The sequence below is a fragment of the Streptomyces sp. NPDC046977 genome (assembly GCF_040644455.1).
Taxonomy (GTDB): Bacteria; Actinomycetota; Actinomycetes; order Streptomycetales; family Streptomycetaceae; genus Actinacidiphila.
In genome coordinates this window covers 41563-58494 of sequence record NZ_JBEYWO010000022.1, presented here as the reverse complement: position 1 = coordinate 58494, position 16932 = coordinate 41563, and the positions used below count along the sequence as shown (strand labels likewise).

Here is a 16932-nt window from a genome sequence, read left to right as displayed (position 1 = left end):
CGCACGTGGACAGCGCGGCGCCAACGGGTGCCCGAGCACGGTGCCGCCTCAGACCACCCACCGGGGATCAGGCGCGAAAGCTCACGGAGGGGGCGGGGTCGTAGGGGTGGCGTTCTGGACTGTGGAGCATATTTGGGTGCACAACCCGGAGCGATCAAGGCGGGTACCTGAGGCACCTAAATGTGCTGTCCAGAATGGCAGCCCCGGAGGCCCCGAACCCGGCCCCCACACAACGCGCGTCGGGGTACCTGACTTCACAGGGCACACGGGCGGGAGGGCGGGGGAAAACTACTCGACGCCGATGAGGAGCGGGCACCGCTCCTGCCCCCCGGCATACACCACCGTGTCCACCGCAAGGTGACTCTCCCGGACATGCGCCTCCAGCCGCCCCGCCAGATCCGCGGGCGCGCCCGCGCCCAGCACCAGGGTGACCATCTCCCCGCCCGCCGCCAGCATCCGGTCGAGCACCGTGATCCCGGTCTCGACGAGGTTGCCGCCGATGACGGCGACGTCGCCGTCGATGAGGCCGAGGACGTCCCCGGCCTGGCAGACGCCCGCCATGGTCCAGGACTGGGTCTCCGCGACGGCGAGTTCGGCGTAGCGCGTGGCGCCGGCCGCGGAGGTCATCGCGACGACGTCCTCGTCGAAGCGCCGGGTGGGTTCGTGGACCGCGAGGGCGGCGATGCCCTGGACCGCGGACCGCGTGGGGATGAGGGCGACCCGGATCCCTTCCGTGCGGGCCTGTTCGGCCGCGGCCCCGGCCGCGTGCCGCAGTTCGACGTCGTTGGGGAGGAGCACGACCTCGCGGGCGTAGGCGCGGCGGACGGCCTCCGCGATCTCGCCGCTGGCGGGCGGTTCGCCGGGCCGGACGGCGATGACCACGGCGCCGGCCTCGGCGCACAGCGCGGCGAGGCCGTCGCCGCGCACGACGGCGACGACGGCGCGCAGGGCGGGTTCGCCGCGCTGTCCGCGGCTGCCGCCGCGCTCGTGGGCGCGGGCCTGATCGCCGAAGTGGGTGACCTTGATGCGGTGCGGCCGTCCGGCCTCGATCCCGGCCTCGATGGCGGCGCCGACGTCGTCGACGTGGACGTGGACGTTCCACAGGCCGTCACCGCCGACGACCACCAGGGAGTCGCCGAGCGCGTCGAGTCTGCGGCGCAGGCCGCCGACGGCGGTGTCGGGAGCGTCCAGGAGGTAGACCACCTCGAAGCCGGGTCCGCCGGGCACGACGTGCGGGTCGCCCGCGTCGCCGCCGGGCGCGCAGCCGTAGGGCAGGGCGGGGCCCTTGGGGAGGGCGTCGACGAGCGGGCCCATGGGGGCCTGGCCGGAGACCGCGTCGGCGAGGGCGCCGAGGACGGCCACCAGTCCGCGGCCGCCGGCGTCGACCACGCCCGCGTTCCCGAGGACGTCCAACTGCGCCGGGGTCGCGGCGAGCGCGCGGCGCGCGCCCTCGTACGCGGCCCGGGCCACCGCCCAGGCGTCGGCGGCCGCGTCGGCCGTGGCGGCGGCGGCCTCGGCCGCGGCAGTGGCCACGGTGAGCATGGTGCCCTCGACGGGGTGCGCGACCGCCTGGTACGCCGACTCCGCGGCGCGGCGCAGCGCGGGCCGCAGGTCCCCCGAGCCGGAGGCCAGCACTTCGGTCATGCCGCGCAGCAGTTGGGCGAGGATGGTGCCGGAGTTGCCGCGGGCGCCGATGAGGGCGCCGTGCGCCATGGACTGCAGGCACGAGGGCAGGTCGGGCTCGGTGCCGGAGGCGGCGTGCCCGTCGAAGACCGCGTCGACGGCCTGGGCGGCGGATTCGACGGTGAGGTACATGTTGGTGCCGGTGTCCCCGTCGGCGACGGGATAGACGTTGATCGCGTCGATCTCCTCGCGCGCCCGGCCGAGGGCCTGGAGGGCGAGCCTGCACCATGCGCGCACCGCGGGGGCGTCGAGCGTCGGCGGCACGTGTTCCTCCTGCGGGGGCGGCCAGGGACCTGGGGATGAGGCAGGGTTCCGCACGCAGCGTACTGAGGCGCGGGACCCGGCGGGGGACCGGGCCGTCCCGCTGACCATGGTAGTTTCGAGGGACAGGAGCGGACGTAGTATGCTGCTCCGGTTGCCCGGGGCTGTCCCGGGCCGTCCCTCGGTTCCACCGGTTTTCCTTCAAATCCTTTTGAACGGACGTCCGACGCCGGTGGGATTTATCCGTTAGTGCATCTGAAGTCTTTGGAGTGACCCGTGGCTGCCAACTGCGACGTCTGCGGCAAGGGGCCGGGCTTCGGCAACAACATTTCGCACTCGCACCGCCGTACTCGCCGTCGTTGGAACCCCAACATCCAGACGGTGCGTGCTGTGGTCGGGCGGACGCCGAAGCGCCTCAACGTCTGCACCTCGTGCATCAAGGCCGGCAAGGTCGCGCGCTGACGCATTCGACGTCGTAGCGCAGCCTTGCGGCTACCCAGAGCCGGTCCACCTCGCGGTGGACCGGCTTTCTGCTGTGCCCGGGTTCAGCCGCGCTGACGCCAGGCGTGGTCGACGGGGCCGATGCCCGCGCCCAGGGGGAAGCCGGCGGCGATGGCGCCGGTGACGTACTCCTTGGCGGCGCCGACCGCGTCGGGGACGTCCAGGCCCAGGGCGAGGTGGGAGGCGACGGCCGCTGCGAGGGTGCATCCGGTGCCGTGGGTGTGACGGTTGTCATGGCGGGGGGCGCGCAGCCAGTGCTCCCGGGTGCCGTCGGTGAGCAGGTCGACGGCGTCGCCGTCGAGGTGGCCGCCCTTGATCAGCGCCCAGCGCGGCCCGAGGGCGAGGACGGCGGCGGCGGCCTCGCGCATGCCGGGCTCGCCGTCCACCACGATGCCGGTGAGCTGCCGCACCTCGTCCAGGTTCGGGGTGGCGACGGTGGCCAGCGGCAGCAGCCGGGTGCGGACGACGTCGACGGCGTCGGCGGCCAGCAGCGGGTCGCCGTGCTTGGAGACGCCGACCGGGTCGACGACGACGGGAACGCCGAGCGGGGCCAGGAGTTCGGCGACGGTCTCGACCAGGACGGGCGAGGAGAGCATGCCGGTCTTGACCGCCTGTACGCCGATGTCGTCGACGACGCTGCGGAACTGGGCGCGCACCGCGTCCACCGGGAGCTCCCAGGCGCCTTGCACGCCGAGCGAGTTCTGCGCCGTGACGGCCGTGACCACGCTCATGCCGTGCGTCCCGAGGGCCAGCATCGTCTTGAGGTCGGCCTGGATGCCCGCGCCGCCGCCGGAGTCGGAGCCGGCGACGGTGAGCACACGCGGTGGGATCTTCATACGGCGAATCTAGTCGTCGCCCTCACGCGTCGCCGAAGTGGTCCCAGCCGCCCGCCGCGTCCCAGGGCGCGCCGTCGACGGTGACCTGCGGCGAGGTGGTGGCCTTCACCACGCGCCCGATCACCCGCCAGCGGGCGGGGAGCTTGGTGTCCGGCGGGAAGGCGGCGACCAGCGCGTGGTCCTCGCCGCCGGTGAGCACCCAGTGCAGCGGGTCGACGCCGACGGCCTGCCCGATGTCGGCCATCTGCGCGGGGACGTCGACGTCGGCGGACGCGAGGTCGATGGTGACGCCGCTGGCCGCCGCGATGTGCCCGAGGTCGGCGACCAGTCCGTCGCTCACGTCGGTCATCGCGGTCGCACCGAGCTCGGAGGCGGCCGGCCCGGCGTGGTACGGCGGTTCGGGCCTGCGGTGGGCCTCGACGAAGGCGCGCGGGGAGCGGAACCCGCGGGCGAGCACGGCCAGTCCGGCCGCGGACCAGCCGAGCCAGCCCGTGACGGCCACGATGTCGCCGGGCCGGGCGCCGGACCGGGTGACGGGTTCGCGGTTGCGCAGGTCGCCCAGCGCGGTGATGGAGACCATGATCGTGTCGCCGCGCACCACGTCGCCGCCGACCACGGCCGCACCCGCGACCTGGCACTCGTCGCGGATGCCGTCCATCAGCTCCAGCGGCCAGGTGACGGGCAGATCCGCGGGGACGACCAGGGCGAGCAGCACGGCGGTCGGCACGGCGCCCATCGCGGCGATGTCGGCGAGGTTCTGCGCGGCGGCCTTGCGGCCGACGTCGTAGGCGGTGGACCAGTCGCGGCGGAAGTGCCGCCCCTCCAGGAGCGCGTCGGTGGTGGCCACGACGCGCCCGTCGGGCGCGGTGACGACGGCGGCGTCGTCGCCCGGTCCGAGCCGCACGGCGGGGCTGGAGGTGAGCCGCGAGGTCAACTCCCTGATGAGCCCGAACTCCCCCAGCTCGCCCACGGTGCCCTTCATCCCACTGTCCCCTTCACGTGGCCGGTCCTGTACCTGTTCTGTCATCGCTTCCGTGGCGGCTTTCGGGCGTCCGGTACCGCGCGGGTCTCCCCGCAGCGTGCGGCGACGCGGTACCGTGACGTTCCCTCCCACATGATCCTCGTAAGCCGCCCTGGAGGTTCCGTGGTACAGGCGTACATTCTGATTCAGACCGAGGTCGGGAAGGCCTCGGCGGTAGCGGAGGTGATCTCCAAGATTTCCGGGGTGATCCAGGCCGAGGACGTCACCGGGCCGTACGACGTGATCGTGCGGGCCCAGGCGGACACGGTCGACGACCTCGGCCGCCTCGTGGTGGCCAGAGTGCAGCAGGTGGAGGGCATCACCCGTACACTCACCTGCCCGGTCGTGCACCTCTGATCACCCCCTGTACGCTCGGCGGGTGATGTATCGCCGCCGGGTCGCGCTTGTCTCCGTGTCCGCCGTCGCGTGCCTCTCCGCGGCGGCGGTCTACGTGTCCGCCGACGGAACGCCCGCGAGCGGGGTCGCCGTCCCGTCGCCCTCCGCCGAGGCCGCCACGCTGTGCGGCCGCCTCCACGACGCCTTGCCGCGCCGGGTGGACGGGCTCTCCGAGCGGACGTTGTCGCCCGTCTCCACCCTCACCGCCGGCTGGGGGGATCCTACGGTGGTACTGCGCTGCGGTGTGCCCCGGCCCGAGACACTGACGCCGGGCAGCACGACGTACAACCCGGGCGCGGACGCGGTGGATGTCAACGGGGTGAGCTGGCTCATGGAGCAGACCGGCGACGGCTACCGCTTCACGACCACCGGCCGCGCGACGTTCGTCGAGGTGAGCGTGCCGGCGACGTACGCACCCGAGGTCAACCCGCTGGCCGACCTCGGGAACGCCGTCGAGAAGTCCATCCCGTCCGAGCTCTGACGTCCCCGGACCCCGGGGTCAGCGCAGCCCGGTGGGGCGGCGCAGCGCGGCCTGGACGAGCCGGTCCACGAGTTCCGGGTAGTCGACCCCGCTCTCCCGCCACATGCGCGGGTACATGGAGATCGGCGTGAAGCCCGGCATGGTGTTGATCTCGTTGATCACGAACTCGCCGCTGTCCAGCAGGAAGAAGTCCGCGCGGACCAGCCCCTCGCAGGACGCGGCCTCGAACGCGGCCACGGCGAGCCGCTGGACCTCGGCGGTCTGCTCGCCGGTGAGCGGCGCGGGCACCAGGCCCTCGGCGGAGTCGATGTACTTCGCCTCGAAGTCGTAGAACTCGTGCGCGGTGACCGGCGGGATCTCGGCCGGGACCGAGGCACGCGGGCCGTCCTCGAACTCCAGGACTCCGCATTCGATCTCGCGGCCCCGCAGCAGCGACTCCACGAGCACCTTGGGGTCGTGGCGGCGTGCCTCCTCGATCGCCTCGTCCAGGCCCGCGAGGTCGTCGACCTTGCTGATGCCCATGGAGGAGCCGGCGCGGGCGGGCTTCACGAAGACCGGCCACCCGTGGTCGGCGGCGAAGTCCACGACCTTCTTGCGGGCCGCGGCGGGATCGCCGTCCCACTCGCGCGGCCGGATCACGACGTACGGACCGACCGGCAGGCCGAAGGAGCTGAAGACGCGCTTCATGTACTCCTTGTCCATGCCGACCGCCGAGGCCAGCACGCCGGAGCCGACGTAGGGCACACCGGAGAGTTCCAGCAGTCCCTGGAGGGTGCCGTCCTCGCCGTACGGGCCGTGCAGCACGGGGAAGACGACGTCGACGTCGCCGAGCGCCTTGGGCACCGAGCCGGGTTCGCTGTAGACGACCTCGCGGCTGGCCGGGTCGACCGGCAGGACCACCGAGCCCTCGGCGGACTCGGCGAGCTGCTCGACGCTGGGCAGCGTGCGGTCGGCGATCGCCATCCGGGAGGGGTCGTCGGTGGTCAGCGCCCAACGGCCGTCGCCGGTGATGCCGATCGGCAGCACGTCGTACTTGTCGCGGTCGATGGCGCTCAGCACGGCGCCCGCGGTGAGAACCGAAATGGCGTGCTCGGAGCTGCGTCCGCCGAAGACGACCGCGACGCGCGGCTTGCGTGAAGAAGGCTGAATGCTCATGTCGCGTTGACCTTACCGTTCCGGACGTCAGCGTTCCGACTTGGCGGACCGCGACATCAGCTCCTTGACCGCGACGACCGGCTGCTTGCCGTTGTGGACGATGTCGACCACGGTCTCGGTGATGGGCATGTCGACACCGTGCCGCCGGGCCAGGTCGAGCACCGACTCGCAGGACTTGACGCCCTCGGCGGTCTGCCGGGTGACCGCGATGGTCTCCTCCACCGTCATGCCCCTGCCGAGGTTGATGCCGAAGACGTGGTTGCGGGACAGCGGGGAGGAGCAGGTGGCGACCAGGTCGCCGAGGCCCGCGAGACCCGAGAAGGTCAGCGGGTCCGCGCCCAGCGCGATGCCCAGCCGGGTGGTCTCCGCCAGACCGCGGGTGATCAGCGAGCCCTTGGTGTTGTCCCCCAGCCCCATGCCGTCGGCGATGCCGACGGCGAGACCGATGACGTTCTTGACGGCGCCGCCCAGTTCGCAGCCGACCACGTCGGTGTTGGTGTACGGGCGGAAGTACGTGGTGTGGCTGGCGGCCTGGAGCCGCTTGGCGACGGTCTCGTCGCGGCAGGCGACGACCGACGCGGCGGGCTGCCGGGCGGCGATCTCCTTGGCCAGGTTGGGACCGGACAGCACGGCGACGCGTTCCGGGCCGGCCTCGGCGACCTCCGCGATGACCTCGCTCATCCGCTTGGCGGTGCCGAGTTCGACGCCCTTCATCAGGCTGACCAGCACCGCGTCCGACGGCAGCAGCGGCGCCCACGCGGCCAGGTTGCCGCGCAGCGTCTGCGACGGTACGGCGAGGACGACGAACTCGGCGTCCTCCGCGGCCTCGGCGGGGTCGGTGGTCGCGGTGATCGCCGCGGGCAGTTCGACCCCGGGGAGGTAGCCCGGGTTGGCGTGGCTGCTGTTGACGGCCTGGACCACCTCGGGGCTGCGCCCCCACATGGTCACCCGGGCCCCGGCGTCGGCGAGCACCATCGCGAAGGCGGTGCCCCAGGAGCCGGTGCCGTAGACCGCGCAGCGCGTCGTCACTTGCCGGCTCCCCTCTGCTTGCGCGGGTCGAAGCGCTCGGACGGCGGGGTCGCGCCGCGCAGTTCTCCGAGCAGCTCGCTGATCGAGGCCATGATGACGTCCGTGGCCTCCTTGAGCACCTCGGCGGTGAGCTCCTGCCCGTAGTAGTCGGACAGGTCCACCGGCGGGCCGGCCAGCACCCTGAGCGTCTTGCGCGGGAAGAGGCGGACCTTGTTCTCCTTGGCGTACGGGGGGACGGCCTCGTTGGCGCCCCACTGCGCGACGGGGATGACGGGCGCCTTGGTCATCAGCGCGACACGGGCGACGCCGGTCTTGCCCACCATCGGCCACATCTCGGGGTCGCGGGTCAGCGTGCCCTCGGGGTAGAAGGCGACGCACTCGCCGGAGTTGATGGCGTCCACCGCGGACCGGAAGGCGTCGGCGGCGTCGGTGCTCTCCCGGTACACGGGGATCTGGCCGGTGCCACGCAGGATCGCCCCGACGAACGCGGGCTTGAACAGCGGCGCCTTCGCCAGGAAGCGCGGGACCCGCCCGGTGTTGTACTGGTAATGCGCGTACGACAGCGGGTCGAGGTACGAGTTGTGGTTGACCGCGGTGATGAATCCGCCGTCGGCCGGAATGTGCTCCATTCCCTGCCAGTCCCTCTTGAAGAGGACGACGAGCGGTGGTTTCGCGATGACTGCTGCGAGCCGGTACCAGAAGCCGATCCTGCGGCGGGACACCAGAACTCCTCCTCGTTCCGCCGCCGACCCGGGATCACCGGATCGCGGCCGTGCTGTGTGACGGCGCACCGGCGTACGGCCGGTGCGGCCGCACAAGTGTCGCCGGTAAGCCACCGTAACGCCAGGGTGGAGCGGCGGTGGCGGTGGCCTCGGGAAACCCCGAGCACAATAGTTCGGTGTCGGTAGCAGTGAACTCGTTGAACCCGTCGAACTCCTCGGAATGGTCACTCGTCGTTCCGCTGAAGCCCTTGGCCGTGGCCAAAAGCCGCCTCGCGACGGCCGCCGGGCCCGTGCGGCCCGGGCTGGCACTGGCCTTCGCCCAGGACACGGTGGCCGCGGTGCTGGCCTGCTCCGCGGTACAGGACGTGACGGTCGTCACGGACGACCCCCTCGCCGGGGCCGCGCTGACGGCGCTCGGGGCGCGGGTGGTGGCGGACTCCCCCGCCGCGGGGCTCAACGCCGCGCTGGCGTACGGCGCCGGCCAGGTCCGTCGGCTGCGTCCGGAAGCCGCCGTGGCGGCCCTCAACGCCGATCTCCCGGCCTTGCGGGCCGCGGAGCTGCAGATGGTGCTCGACGAGGCCGCCCGGCGTCCTGGGCGGGCATTTCTGGCCGACGCGGCCGGAATCGGTACCACGCTGCTGGCGGCCACGCCCGGAACACCCCTGGACCCGGCCTTCGGCGGCGCCTCCCGGGCCCGCCACCGGGCGTCCGGCGCGCGTGAGATCACGCTGCCGGGCGTGGACTCCGTGCGCCAGGACGTGGATACGGGCGAGGACCTGAGGGCGGCCCTGGTCCTGGGCGTCGGACCGCGCACCCGCGAACTGCTGCGGGCCGGGCCGGTGGCCGCGACGGGCTGAACAGGTTGCAGGCCAGGCCCGCCTCGGGGCGGCCGGATAGGCTGCCCCACATGCAGGCGACCGCGTACACCTACGACCCCGAGACCCGCGCCGGCAGCGTGCTGCTGGACGACGGGACGCCGCTGCCCTTCGATGCGGCCGCGTTCGACGCCGGGGGGTTGCGGCTGCTGCGGCCCGGTCAGCGGGTGCGCATCCGCACCGAAGGCAGCGGCGAGGCGCGCCGGGTGGTCTTCGTGACGCTGCAGACCTTCCCCGACCCGGGGGCCTGAGGCAGCGGGACAACGCAGCGGGCCGGGCGCCCCCGAGGGGGTGCCCGGCCCGTCGCTGTGTCGGGTCGGTGCCGCTCTACCGCTTGGCGGCGCGCTTGGTGGCCGTCTTGCGGGCCGCCGACTTGGCGGGGGCCTTCTTGGCCGGCGCCGTCTTCTTGGCGGTGGCCTTCTTGGCGGTGGTCTTCTTCGCCGCCGCCTTCTTGGCCGTGGTCTTGGCCGCCGTGGTCTTCTTCGCGGTGGTCTTGGCGGCCGTGGTCTTCTTCGCCACCGTCTTCTTGGCCGTGGTCTTGGCCGCCGTGGTCTTCTTGGCGGCGGCCTTCTTCGTGGTGGCCTTGGCGGTGACGCCGCCGGTCAGGCTGCCCTTGGGCGCCTTCTTGACGGAGACCTCGCCGGCCTTGGGGAGCTTCTTCGTCCCGCTCACCAGGTCCTTGAAGCCCTGGCCTGCGCGGAAGCGCGGCACGGAGGTCTTCTTGACCCTGACCCGCTCCCCGGTCTGCGGGTTGCGGGCGTAGCGGGCGGGACGCTCCACCCTCTCGAACGAACCGAAGCCGGTCACCGAGACCCGGTCGCCGTTGACGGTCGCGCGGACGATGGCGTCCAGGACCGCGTCGACCGCCTCAGCGGCCTGCTGACGGCCGCCGAGCTTGTCGGCAATCGCTTCAACGAGCTGCGCCTTGTTCACGTCTTCCCCTTCGGAAACTTGCCCGGCGATGAGTTCGGGCCTTTTTCGCACGCTAGGCGGATATATACCGCAAATCAAATACGAAACGGGCGAATCACCCTTGTGCCGCAACGAACTCCGGGCTCAGGAAGGCTCTTGATCGGGGAATCGGCCTTCGTCGAGGTCCTTCATCAGATCCTCCAGACGCCTTGCCGCACCTGCGAGATCGTGCTTCGAGGCGGCGGTGATGACGAGGAGTTTGCGGGCCAACTGCACCCGGACTTCCTCCGGCACTTGCAGACCCGCCACTCGGGTGTGGGCCTGCTTCAACCTGGCAGCGAGGAACGCGTACAGCTCGAGTTGGCCATCGGGTTCCATGTGCCGATTGTGTCATCTGCGGTGAGTTGTCACGAGGTGTGGAGCCGAACACGCCGCAGCGCCCCCCGCCCGGTGGGGGCGGGGGGCGCTGCGGGGAGGCGGGGAACCGGCCGCGAGGACGCGCGGCGCGGGGCCGGGAAGGGGCTCGGAACGGCTCAGACCTGGAGGGTCCGCGGCTTGTAGGACGGGCGTCCGGCCTCGTAGGTGGCGATGTCGGCCTCGTTCTGCAGGGTGAGGCTGATGTCGTCCAGGCCGTTCAGCAGCCGCCAGCGGGCGTTGTCGTCCAACTCGAAGGGCGCGGTGATGCCCTCGGCGCGAACCTCGCGGGTCCGGAGGTCCACGGTGATCTCGGCGGCCGGGTCGGCCTCGGTGAGCTCCCACAGCCGCTCGACCGTCTCCTGCGGCAGGATGACGGTGAGCAGGCCGTTCTTCAGCGAGTTGCCGCGGAAGATATCGGCGAAACGGGAGGAGATCACGGCCTTGAAGCCGTAGTTCTGCAGTGCCCAGACCGCGTGCTCGCGGGAGGAGCCGGTGCCGAAGTCGGGGCCGGCGACCAGCACGCCGGCGCCCTGGCGCTCGGGCCGGTTGAGGACGAACTCGGGGTCCTTGCGCCAGGCCTCGAACAGGCCGTCCTCGAAGCCGTTGCGGGTGACCTTCTTCAGCCAGTGGGCCGGGATGATCTGGTCGGTGTCGGTGTTGCTCCGGCGCAGCGGGACCGCCCGGCCGGTGTACGTGGTGAACGCTTCCATGGTTCTCAGGCCTCCAGGACGGCGACGCCGGGCAGATCGGCGGGGGACGAGAGGTGGCCGTTGACCGCGGTGGCGGCGGCGACCTGGGGGGACACCAGGTGGGTGCGGCCGCCCTTGCCCTGCCGGCCCTCGAAGTTGCGGTTGGAGGTGGACGCGGAGCGCTCACCGGGCGCCAGTTGGTCGGGATTCATACCCAGGCACATCGAGCAACCCGCGTGCCGCCATTCGGCGCCGGCCTCCTTGAAGACCGTGTCCAGGCCCTCCTCGACGGCCTGCAGCGCGACCCGGACCGAACCGGGGACGACCAGCATCCGCACGCCGTCGGCCACCTTGCGGCCCTTGACCACCGACGCGGCCGAGCGCAGGTCCTCGATGCGGCCGTTGGTGCAGGAGCCGACGAAGACGGTGTCGACCGCGACCTGCCGCAGCGGCGTGCCGGCCTCCAGGCCCATGTACTCCAGCGCCTTCTCGGCCGCCAGCCGGTCGCTGGGGTCGGCGAAGGACGCCGGGTCCGGTACGGAGGCGCTCAGCGGGGCGCCCTGGCCGGGGTTGGTGCCCCAGGTGACGAACGGGGACAGCGAGGCGGCGTCGATGACGACCTCGTGGTCGAAGACGGCGTCCTCGTCGGTCCGCAGGGTCTCCCAGTAGGCGACCGCGGCGTCCCAGTCCTCGCCCTGCGGGGCGTGCGCACGGCCCTGCAGGTAGTCGAAGGTGGTCCGGTCCGGGGCGATCATGCCGGCGCGGGCGCCCGCCTCGATCGACATGTTGCAGATGGTCATCCGGGCCTCCATCGAGAGCTTCTCGATGGCGGAGCCGCGGTACTCGATGACATAGCCCTGGCCGCCGCCCGTACCGATCTTGGCGATGATCGCCAGGATCAGGTCCTTGGCCGTGACGCCCTCGGGCAGTTCGCCGTCGACGGTGACCGCCATGGTCCTGAAAGGGGCCAGCGGCAGCGTCTGGGTGGCCAGCACGTGCTCGACCTGGCTGGTGCCGATGCCGAACGCCAGCGCGCCGAAGGCACCGTGGGTGGAGGTGTGGCTGTCGCCGCAGACCACGGTCATACCCGGCTGCGTCAGGCCCAGCTGCGGGCCGACCACGTGCACCACGCCCTGCTCGACGTCGCCCAGCGGGTGCAGCCGCACCCCGAACTCGGCGCAGTTCTTGCGCAGCGTCTCCAGCTGCGTGCGCGAGACCGGGTCGGCGATCGGCTTGTCGATGTCGAGCGTCGGGGTGTTGTGGTCCTCGGTCGCGATGGTGAGGTCCAGCCGGCGCACCGGGCGGCCGTTCATCCGCAGACCGTCGAAAGCCTGCGGGCTGGTGACCTCGTGGAGCAGATGCAGGTCGATGAAGAGGAGGTCGGGCTCGCCTTCGGCGCGCCGCACGACGTGATCCTCCCAGACCTTTTCCGCGAGTGTCCTGGCCATCGCATTCCCTCCGACCGGCCGCGTTGCCGGCCTGTTCGTCGTTGCCGGCACCTCCGTCCGATTGCGGCGGACGGGGGCTCCGGGCCTGTTCATCCAGCGTGCCGCGTTCACGGGAAAATTGAACTTGCGTTTCACAGAGTGAGACGGGAGTATCGTTGCATGGACAACAGTAGTGGCGTCGGCGTTCTCGACAAGGCGGCTCTGGTGCTCAGCGCGCTGGAGTCCGGTCCGGCCACCCTGGCCGGTCTCGTGGGCGCCACGGGTCTCGCCCGCCCCACCGCGCACCGTCTCGCCGTCGCACTGGAGCACCACCGCATGGTCGCCCGCGACATGCAGGGACGCTTCATCCTGGGCCCCCGGCTCTCCGAACTGGCCGCCGCGGCGGGCGAGGACCGCCTGCTGGCGACCGCCGGCCCCGTGCTCACGCACCTACGGGACGTGACCGGCGAGAGCGCGCAGCTCTACCGGCGCCAGGGCGACATGCGGATCTGCGTCGCCGCCGCCGAGCGGCTGTCCGGACTCCGGGACACCGTGCCCGTCGGCTCGACCCTGCCGATGAAGGCGGGTTCCGCCGCCCAGATCCTGATGGCCTGGGAGGAGCCGGAGCGGCTGCACCGCGGGCTGCAGGGAGCCCGGTTCACCGCCACCGCGCTGTCCGGCGTGCGCCGCAGGGGCTGGGCGCAGTCGATCGGCGAACGCGAACCGGGTGTGGCCTCCGTCTCCGCGCCGGTGCGCGGACCGTCCAACCGCGTCGTGGCGGCCGTGTCCGTCTCCGGCCCCATCGAGCGGCTGACCCGGCACCCCGGCCGCATGCACGCGCAGGCCGTCGTCGACGCCGCCGGCCGGCTGTCCGAGGCGCTGCGCCGTTCCGGCTGAACCGCCGCCGCGGTTATGCGGGAGCGGCCGCTACCCCTTGGCGGACCGCAGCCGCTCGGCCGCCGTCTCGCCACGACGGCCCACCGGGACGACGCCGGTCGCGGCACCGAGCCCGAAGGCGGGCATGTCGACGTACACCGACTCGTAGGAACCGGCCGGCGCGGAGTAGGTCTCGTGCCATATGCCCACCCGCCCCTTGCCGGCCCGGGCCCGGCGGTTGAACTCCGCCCAGGCGGGCCGGTGCTCCTTGCCGGGTTGCGAGGCGTAGGCGATGAGCTGCTCCTTGCTCGCCCAGTACTGCACGACGCACAGCAGCCGCGGCGAGCCCATCAGCAGTTGGTAGCCGAGGAACCCGCTGTCCCGGTCCCGGGACAGCTCCCGCAGCATGCGCGGCATCGCCATGAAGGCCGGCAGCCAGCTGCGCAGGGCCCACAGGCGGTTGATCCGCATCCCGATGTGGAAGACGACGATCTCACCCTCGGCGGCCGCGGTGTTGCGGCCCGGAACCAGCTGAACGGACATGACTCTCCCCCTTCGCCCACGACGGTTGCCGGGCACCCGTCGACAGTGACCCACGCCGGGCATGGCGCGGCAGCCATTGGATAGTGGCGCTATCCATGATTGGATACTGCCACTATCCAGCGAAGGGCGCAAGAGGACATGCGACTGGCGGAACTGAGCGAGCGGAGCGGTGTGCCGACACCGACGATCAAGTACTACCTGCGCGAGGGCCTGCTGCCACCGGGCCGCCGCGTCACGGCCACCCAGGCCGAGTACGGCGAGGAGCACCTGCGCCGGCTCCGCTTCGTGCGGGCCCTGATCCAGGTCGGCAAGGTGCCCGTGGCCACCGCCCGCGAGGTGCTCGCCGCGATGGACGACGACTCGCTCAACCAGCACACACGGCTGGGCGCGGCGACCTTCGCGCTGCCGCACGGCCCCGAGCCCGACGGGGACGACCCGGCCACGGCCGTCGCCCGCCGGGAGGTCGACCTGCTGATGTCCGGGCTCGGCTGGACCTACGGGAACGAGGACCACGGCCCCTCCCCCGCCTACCGGATGCTCGTGGCGGCGGTCGCCGTGCTCACCCGGCTGGGATACCCCAGCGGGGCACGGCACTTGGAGCCCTACGCGCGACTCGCCGCCCAACAGGCCGTCCACGACCTGGATCTGGTCGAGCTCTACGACACCCCGCTCGAACAGGCCGCCGCCGCCGTGACGCTGACCGTGCTCTACGAGCCCGTGCTGCTGAGCCTGCGCCGGCTCGCCGAGGCCGAGGAATCCTTGCGGCGCTTCGGAGTTGACTGACCCGGCCGGGCACGGGGTCACCTAACGCAGCGACAAGCAACGACAAGCAAGAAAGAGGCCCCCCGCCGAAGCGAGGGGCCTCTTCCCGATGTACCCCCGACCGGATTCGAACCGGCGCTACCGCCTTGAGAGGGCGGCGTGCTAGGCCGCTACACAACGGGGGCAAGTCAGAACTACGCTGGGGTACCAGGACTCGAACCTAGACTAAATGAACCAGAATCACTCGTGCTGCCAATTACACCATACCCCATGGTGTGTCAAGTACCCCCGACCGGATTCGAACCGGCGCTACCGCCTTGAGAGGGCGGCGTGCTAGGCCGCTACACAACGGGGGCCCTAGCGATCCCTGCGAGAGAGATCCGTACCCCCGACCGGATTCGAACCGGCGCTACTGCCTTGAGAGGGCAGCGTGCTAGGCCGCTACACAACGGGGGCTCTGCAAAGAACTGCGCTGGGGTACCAGGACTCGAACCTAGACTAACTGAACCAGAATCAGTCGTGCTGCCAATTACACCATACCCCACCAAAAAGCAACCCCCCGTAGGGGGTGCTGTCCGGCGTGCGCTCCGGACCGGTTTTTCGGCCCGCCCGGCGGCGCAGGAAGAACATTACCCGATCGAAGACGGGGCTCCAAAACGGGTATCCGCCGCCAGGAGGGCCGGCAGCTGTGCCAGTCCGGTGATCCGCCGCAGGTCGGGGGCGGTGACGCTACCCGTTCGGTCCAGCCACACACCGTGAAGACCTGCGGCGTTCGCCCCGCGCGCGTCGGTGTCCGCCTTGTCCCCCACGTACGCCACCTCGGCGGGCGGCAGGCCCAGCGCCTCGCACGCGGCCAGGAAGGCCTCCGGCGCAGGCTTGGCGTACCCCAGTTCCTGCGAGCAGAGCAGGAACTCGAAGCGGTCCCGCAGGCCGAGCCGCGCGAGCTTGCGTTCCTGGTGGGCGGTGGCGGAGTTGGAGAGCAGCCCGTGCCGGTAGCCGGGCGTGAGCGCGTCGAGGGCGGGGACGACGTCGGGGAAGACGGCCCAGGCGGCCTCGAAGTGGACGTAGTAGGCCGCGAACCAGGCGTCGGCCGCCTCGTCCGGCACATCCGGGCCGAGGAAGGCGCGAACGCGCTCCCTGCGCTGCTCCGCCCAGGTGATCTCGCCCGCCAGGAAGCGCTCGTAGTGCAGGTTCATCGCCGCGTGCCAGCGCGCGACGGCCTCGTTCTCGACGGCCCCGACGGCACCGGCGGCCCCGTCGGCCTCGAAGGCGGAGAGCAGTCCCTCGCTCCGCAGATGCGTCAGGACCCCGGCACGCTCGGCCGCCGAGTAGTCGAAGATCGTGTCGTCGATGTCCCACAGCACGGCGCGGATCGGCATGTACCGGACTCTATCCGTGCGCATCCGCGCCCGGCGGCGCGGGTTCCGGGGGCAGGGAGAGCGTCCGGCGGCTGACGAAGCGGCGCCGCTCGCCGGTGACCGGGTCGTCGAACTCCAGCAGCCGGGCGAGCAGCTGGAGGGGCCGGCCGAAGTCGCCGGGGGCCGGCTCGGGCAGGACGCGGGGGTAGACGGGGTCGCCGAGGAGGGGCAGGCCGAGGCTGTTCATGTGCACACGCAACTGGTGGGTGCGGCCGGTCTCCGGCTGCAACCGGTAGCGGGCCAGGGAACCGTGGCGGGACAGGAGTTCCACCCGGCTGCGGGCGTTGGGCGGGCCGGGGACCTCCCGGGCGGCGATGACCCCGCGCTCCTTCTCGATCCGGCTCTCCACGGTGCGCGGCAGCTCCAGCGCCGGGTCGTACCCGGCCAGGGCCTCGTACTCCTTGCGCACCCGGCGGTCGCGGAAGACGGTCTGGTAGGCGCCGCGCAGTTCGGGGCGGATCACGAACATGACCACCCCGGCGGTCAGCCGGTCGAGCCGGTGGGCCGGGCTGAGCGCGGGCAGGCCGAGGTCGTGGCGCAGGCGTGTGAGCGCGGTCTCGGTGACGTGGCTGCCGCGCGGGGTGGTGGCGAGGAAGTGCGGCTTGTCCACGACGAGCAGCGCGTCGTCCCGGTGCAGCACCTCGACGGGGAAGGGGACGGGGACCTCCGGCGCGAACTCCCGGTGGAACCAGAGGAAGGCACCCGGCCGGTAGGGCGCGTCGGGGGTCAGCGGCCCGTCGGCCATGTGGATCTCCCCCGCCGCCAGCATCGCCTCGACGTGCCCCGCGGGCAGGGCCGTCAGCCGCTCGACGAGGTGCTCGCGCACCGACGTCCAGGGGCCCGCCTCCGGCAGCCGCAGGCGCACCGCGTCGACCCCGTGGCGCTGGGGCAGCGGGGAGGGCGGGGGCTTGGGCCTGCGTCGCATCGG

The 16932-nt window shown here is 72.1% G+C and carries 20 protein-coding genes and 5 tRNA genes; 7 read left to right on the top strand and 18 right to left on the bottom strand.

The window, feature by feature from the left end; genetic code table 11:
* Window positions 1-288 precede the first annotated feature (288 nt).
* Window positions 289-1947, bottom strand: a complete 1659-nt coding sequence (locus ABZ883_RS28855) for a DAK2 domain-containing protein (RefSeq protein ID WP_360911133.1) — start codon at window positions 1945-1947, stop codon at window positions 289-291.
* 273 nt (window positions 1948-2220) lie between these two features.
* On the opposite strand from ABZ883_RS28855, the gene rpmB reads away from it, so the two are divergent.
* Window positions 2221-2406, top strand: coding sequence for a 50S ribosomal protein L28 (rpmB, locus tag ABZ883_RS28850; protein ID WP_014628431.1), 186 nt, complete (start codon window positions 2221-2223; stop codon window positions 2404-2406).
* An 83-nt stretch (window positions 2407-2489) separates the two neighbouring features.
* Here rpmB and thiD read toward each other — a convergent pair whose 3' ends face one another.
* Window positions 2490-3281 carry a bifunctional hydroxymethylpyrimidine kinase/phosphomethylpyrimidine kinase gene (gene thiD / locus ABZ883_RS28845; RefSeq protein ID WP_360911131.1) on the bottom strand — a complete coding sequence of 264 codons (792 nt, stop codon included), beginning with the start codon at window positions 3279-3281 and terminating at the stop codon, window positions 2490-2492.
* A 22-nt stretch (window positions 3282-3303) separates the two neighbouring features.
* On the bottom strand, window positions 3304-4263 hold the full coding sequence (locus tag ABZ883_RS28840; RefSeq protein WP_360911129.1) for a thiamine-phosphate kinase: 960 nt from the start codon (window positions 4261-4263) through the stop codon (window positions 3304-3306).
* A 162-nt stretch (window positions 4264-4425) separates the two neighbouring features.
* Here ABZ883_RS28840 and ABZ883_RS28835 point away from each other — a divergent pair, with 162 nt between their 5' ends.
* Window positions 4426-4659, top strand: coding sequence for an Lrp/AsnC ligand binding domain-containing protein (locus ABZ883_RS28835; protein WP_360911127.1), 234 nt, complete (start codon window positions 4426-4428; stop codon window positions 4657-4659).
* 55 nt (window positions 4660-4714) lie between these two features.
* The gene (locus ABZ883_RS28830; RefSeq protein WP_360911125.1) at window positions 4715-5179 is read left to right on the top strand and encodes a DUF3515 domain-containing protein; all 465 of its coding nucleotides are present in this window, start codon (window positions 4715-4717) and stop codon (window positions 5177-5179) included.
* Window positions 5180-5197: 18 nt separating this feature from the next.
* Here the strand turns inward: ABZ883_RS28830 and ABZ883_RS28825 are convergent, their stop codons facing one another.
* From ABZ883_RS28825 to ABZ883_RS28815, 3 genes are read right to left on the bottom strand one after another with little or no spacing between them, the layout of a single operon-like run.
* A complete protein-coding gene (locus ABZ883_RS28825) occupies window positions 5198-6334 on the bottom strand; it encodes a D-alanine--D-alanine ligase family protein (RefSeq protein ID WP_360911123.1) in 1137 nt (378 codons plus the stop codon).
* A 27-nt stretch (window positions 6335-6361) separates the two neighbouring features.
* On the bottom strand, window positions 6362-7363 hold the full coding sequence (locus ABZ883_RS28820) for an NAD(P)H-dependent glycerol-3-phosphate dehydrogenase (RefSeq protein WP_360911121.1): 1002 nt from the start codon (window positions 7361-7363) through the stop codon (window positions 6362-6364).
* Complete coding sequence (locus tag ABZ883_RS28815) at window positions 7360-8085, bottom strand: lysophospholipid acyltransferase family protein (RefSeq protein ID WP_360911119.1); 726 nt, start codon at window positions 8083-8085, stop codon at window positions 7360-7362. The genes ABZ883_RS28820 and ABZ883_RS28815 overlap by 4 nt, the downstream gene beginning before the upstream one ends.
* A 176-nt stretch (window positions 8086-8261) precedes the next feature.
* Here ABZ883_RS28815 and cofC point away from each other — a divergent pair, with 176 nt between their 5' ends.
* Window positions 8262-8942, top strand: a complete 681-nt coding sequence (gene cofC, locus ABZ883_RS28810) for a 2-phospho-L-lactate guanylyltransferase (RefSeq protein ID WP_360911117.1) — start codon at window positions 8262-8264, stop codon at window positions 8940-8942.
* A 50-nt stretch (window positions 8943-8992) separates the two neighbouring features.
* Entirely contained in the window at window positions 8993-9211 is a 219-nt protein-coding gene (locus tag ABZ883_RS28805; protein ID WP_360911115.1) for a hypothetical protein, read from the top strand.
* A 76-nt stretch (window positions 9212-9287) separates the two neighbouring features.
* Here the strand turns inward: ABZ883_RS28805 and ABZ883_RS28800 are convergent, their stop codons facing one another.
* From ABZ883_RS28800 to leuC, 4 genes are all read right to left on the bottom strand, one after another.
* Window positions 9288-9893 (bottom strand): HU family DNA-binding protein, encoded by a 606-nt coding sequence (locus tag ABZ883_RS28800; RefSeq protein ID WP_360911113.1) that lies wholly within the window; start codon window positions 9891-9893, stop codon window positions 9288-9290.
* 123 nt (window positions 9894-10016) lie between these two features.
* Window positions 10017-10250 carry a hypothetical protein gene (locus ABZ883_RS28795; protein WP_360911111.1) on the bottom strand — a complete coding sequence of 78 codons (234 nt, stop codon included), beginning with the start codon at window positions 10248-10250 and terminating at the stop codon, window positions 10017-10019.
* 155 nt (window positions 10251-10405) lie between these two features.
* Window positions 10406-10999: a 3-isopropylmalate dehydratase small subunit gene (gene leuD / locus ABZ883_RS28790; RefSeq protein WP_360911109.1), complete on the bottom strand. Its 594-nt coding sequence runs from the start codon at window positions 10997-10999 to the stop codon at window positions 10406-10408.
* A 5-nt stretch (window positions 11000-11004) separates the two neighbouring features.
* The gene (gene leuC, locus ABZ883_RS28785) at window positions 11005-12426 is read right to left on the bottom strand and encodes a 3-isopropylmalate dehydratase large subunit (RefSeq protein WP_360911107.1); all 1422 of its coding nucleotides are present in this window, start codon (window positions 12424-12426) and stop codon (window positions 11005-11007) included.
* 159 nt (window positions 12427-12585) lie between these two features.
* On the opposite strand from leuC, the gene ndgR reads away from it, so the two are divergent.
* The gene (ndgR, locus tag ABZ883_RS28780; RefSeq protein WP_360911105.1) at window positions 12586-13302 is read left to right on the top strand and encodes an IclR family transcriptional regulator NdgR; all 717 of its coding nucleotides are present in this window, start codon (window positions 12586-12588) and stop codon (window positions 13300-13302) included.
* Window positions 13303-13332: 30 nt separating this feature from the next.
* Here the strand turns inward: ndgR and ABZ883_RS28775 are convergent, their stop codons facing one another.
* Window positions 13333-13824, bottom strand: coding sequence for a DUF4188 domain-containing protein (locus ABZ883_RS28775; protein WP_360911103.1), 492 nt, complete (start codon window positions 13822-13824; stop codon window positions 13333-13335).
* A 138-nt stretch (window positions 13825-13962) separates the two neighbouring features.
* On the opposite strand from ABZ883_RS28775, the gene ABZ883_RS28770 reads away from it, so the two are divergent.
* Window positions 13963-14607: a MerR family transcriptional regulator gene (locus ABZ883_RS28770; protein ID WP_360911101.1), complete on the top strand. Its 645-nt coding sequence runs from the start codon at window positions 13963-13965 to the stop codon at window positions 14605-14607.
* 91 nt (window positions 14608-14698) lie between these two features.
* Here ABZ883_RS28770 and ABZ883_RS28765 read toward each other — a convergent pair.
* The 7 genes from ABZ883_RS28765 to ABZ883_RS28735 all read right to left on the bottom strand — a co-directional run bounded on the left by ABZ883_RS28765 (window position 14699) and on the right by ABZ883_RS28735 (window position 16929).
* A tRNA-Glu gene (locus tag ABZ883_RS28765) sits at window positions 14699-14771 on the bottom strand.
* Window positions 14772-14785: 14 nt separating this feature from the next.
* A tRNA-Gln gene (locus ABZ883_RS28760) sits at window positions 14786-14857 on the bottom strand.
* A 12-nt stretch (window positions 14858-14869) separates the two neighbouring features.
* Window positions 14870-14942 (bottom strand) — tRNA-Glu (locus tag ABZ883_RS28755).
* Between the two features lie 27 nt (window positions 14943-14969).
* A tRNA-Glu gene (locus ABZ883_RS28750) sits at window positions 14970-15042 on the bottom strand.
* Between the two features lie 16 nt (window positions 15043-15058).
* A tRNA-Gln gene (locus tag ABZ883_RS28745) sits at window positions 15059-15130 on the bottom strand.
* Between the two features lie 85 nt (window positions 15131-15215).
* Window positions 15216-15965 carry an HAD family hydrolase gene (locus ABZ883_RS28740; protein WP_360911099.1) on the bottom strand — a complete coding sequence of 250 codons (750 nt, stop codon included), beginning with the start codon at window positions 15963-15965 and terminating at the stop codon, window positions 15216-15218.
* Window positions 15966-15975: 10 nt separating this feature from the next.
* Complete coding sequence (locus ABZ883_RS28735) at window positions 15976-16929, bottom strand: pseudouridine synthase (RefSeq protein ID WP_360911097.1); 954 nt, start codon at window positions 16927-16929, stop codon at window positions 15976-15978.
* Window positions 16930-16932: the final 3 nt, after the last annotated feature.

Bases quoted from the DNA above. Each gene is read 5' to 3' on its own strand.
- thiD (WP_360911131.1), bottom strand. From the start codon at position 3,281: ATGAAGATCCCACCGCGTGTGCTCACCGTCGCCGGCTCCGACTCCGGC.
- ABZ883_RS28840 (WP_360911129.1), bottom strand. From the start codon at position 4,263: ATGAAGGGCACCGTGGGCGAGCTGGGGGAGTTCGGGCTCATCAGGGAG.
- ABZ883_RS28825 (WP_360911123.1), bottom strand. From the start codon at position 6,334: ATGAGCATTCAGCCTTCTTCACGCAAGCCGCGCGTCGCGGTCGTCTTC.
- ABZ883_RS28805 (WP_360911115.1), top strand. From the start codon at position 8,993: ATGCAGGCGACCGCGTACACCTACGACCCCGAGACCCGCGCCGGCAGC.
- ABZ883_RS28795 (WP_360911111.1), bottom strand. From the start codon at position 10,250: ATGGAACCCGATGGCCAACTCGAGCTGTACGCGTTCCTCGCTGCCAGG.
- leuD (WP_360911109.1), bottom strand. From the start codon at position 10,999: ATGGAAGCGTTCACCACGTACACCGGCCGGGCGGTCCCGCTGCGCCGG.
- leuC (WP_360911107.1), bottom strand. From the start codon at position 12,426: ATGGCCAGGACACTCGCGGAAAAGGTCTGGGAGGATCACGTCGTGCGG.
- ndgR (WP_360911105.1), top strand. From the start codon at position 12,586: ATGGACAACAGTAGTGGCGTCGGCGTTCTCGACAAGGCGGCTCTGGTG.
- ABZ883_RS28775 (WP_360911103.1), bottom strand. From the start codon at position 13,824: ATGTCCGTTCAGCTGGTTCCGGGCCGCAACACCGCGGCCGCCGAGGGT.
- ABZ883_RS28770 (WP_360911101.1), top strand. From the start codon at position 13,963: ATGCGACTGGCGGAACTGAGCGAGCGGAGCGGTGTGCCGACACCGACG.
- ABZ883_RS28740 (WP_360911099.1), bottom strand. From the start codon at position 15,965: ATGCCGATCCGCGCCGTGCTGTGGGACATCGACGACACGATCTTCGAC.
- ABZ883_RS28735 (WP_360911097.1), bottom strand. From the start codon at position 16,929: ATGCGACGCAGGCCCAAGCCCCCGCCCTCCCCGCTGCCCCAGCGCCAC.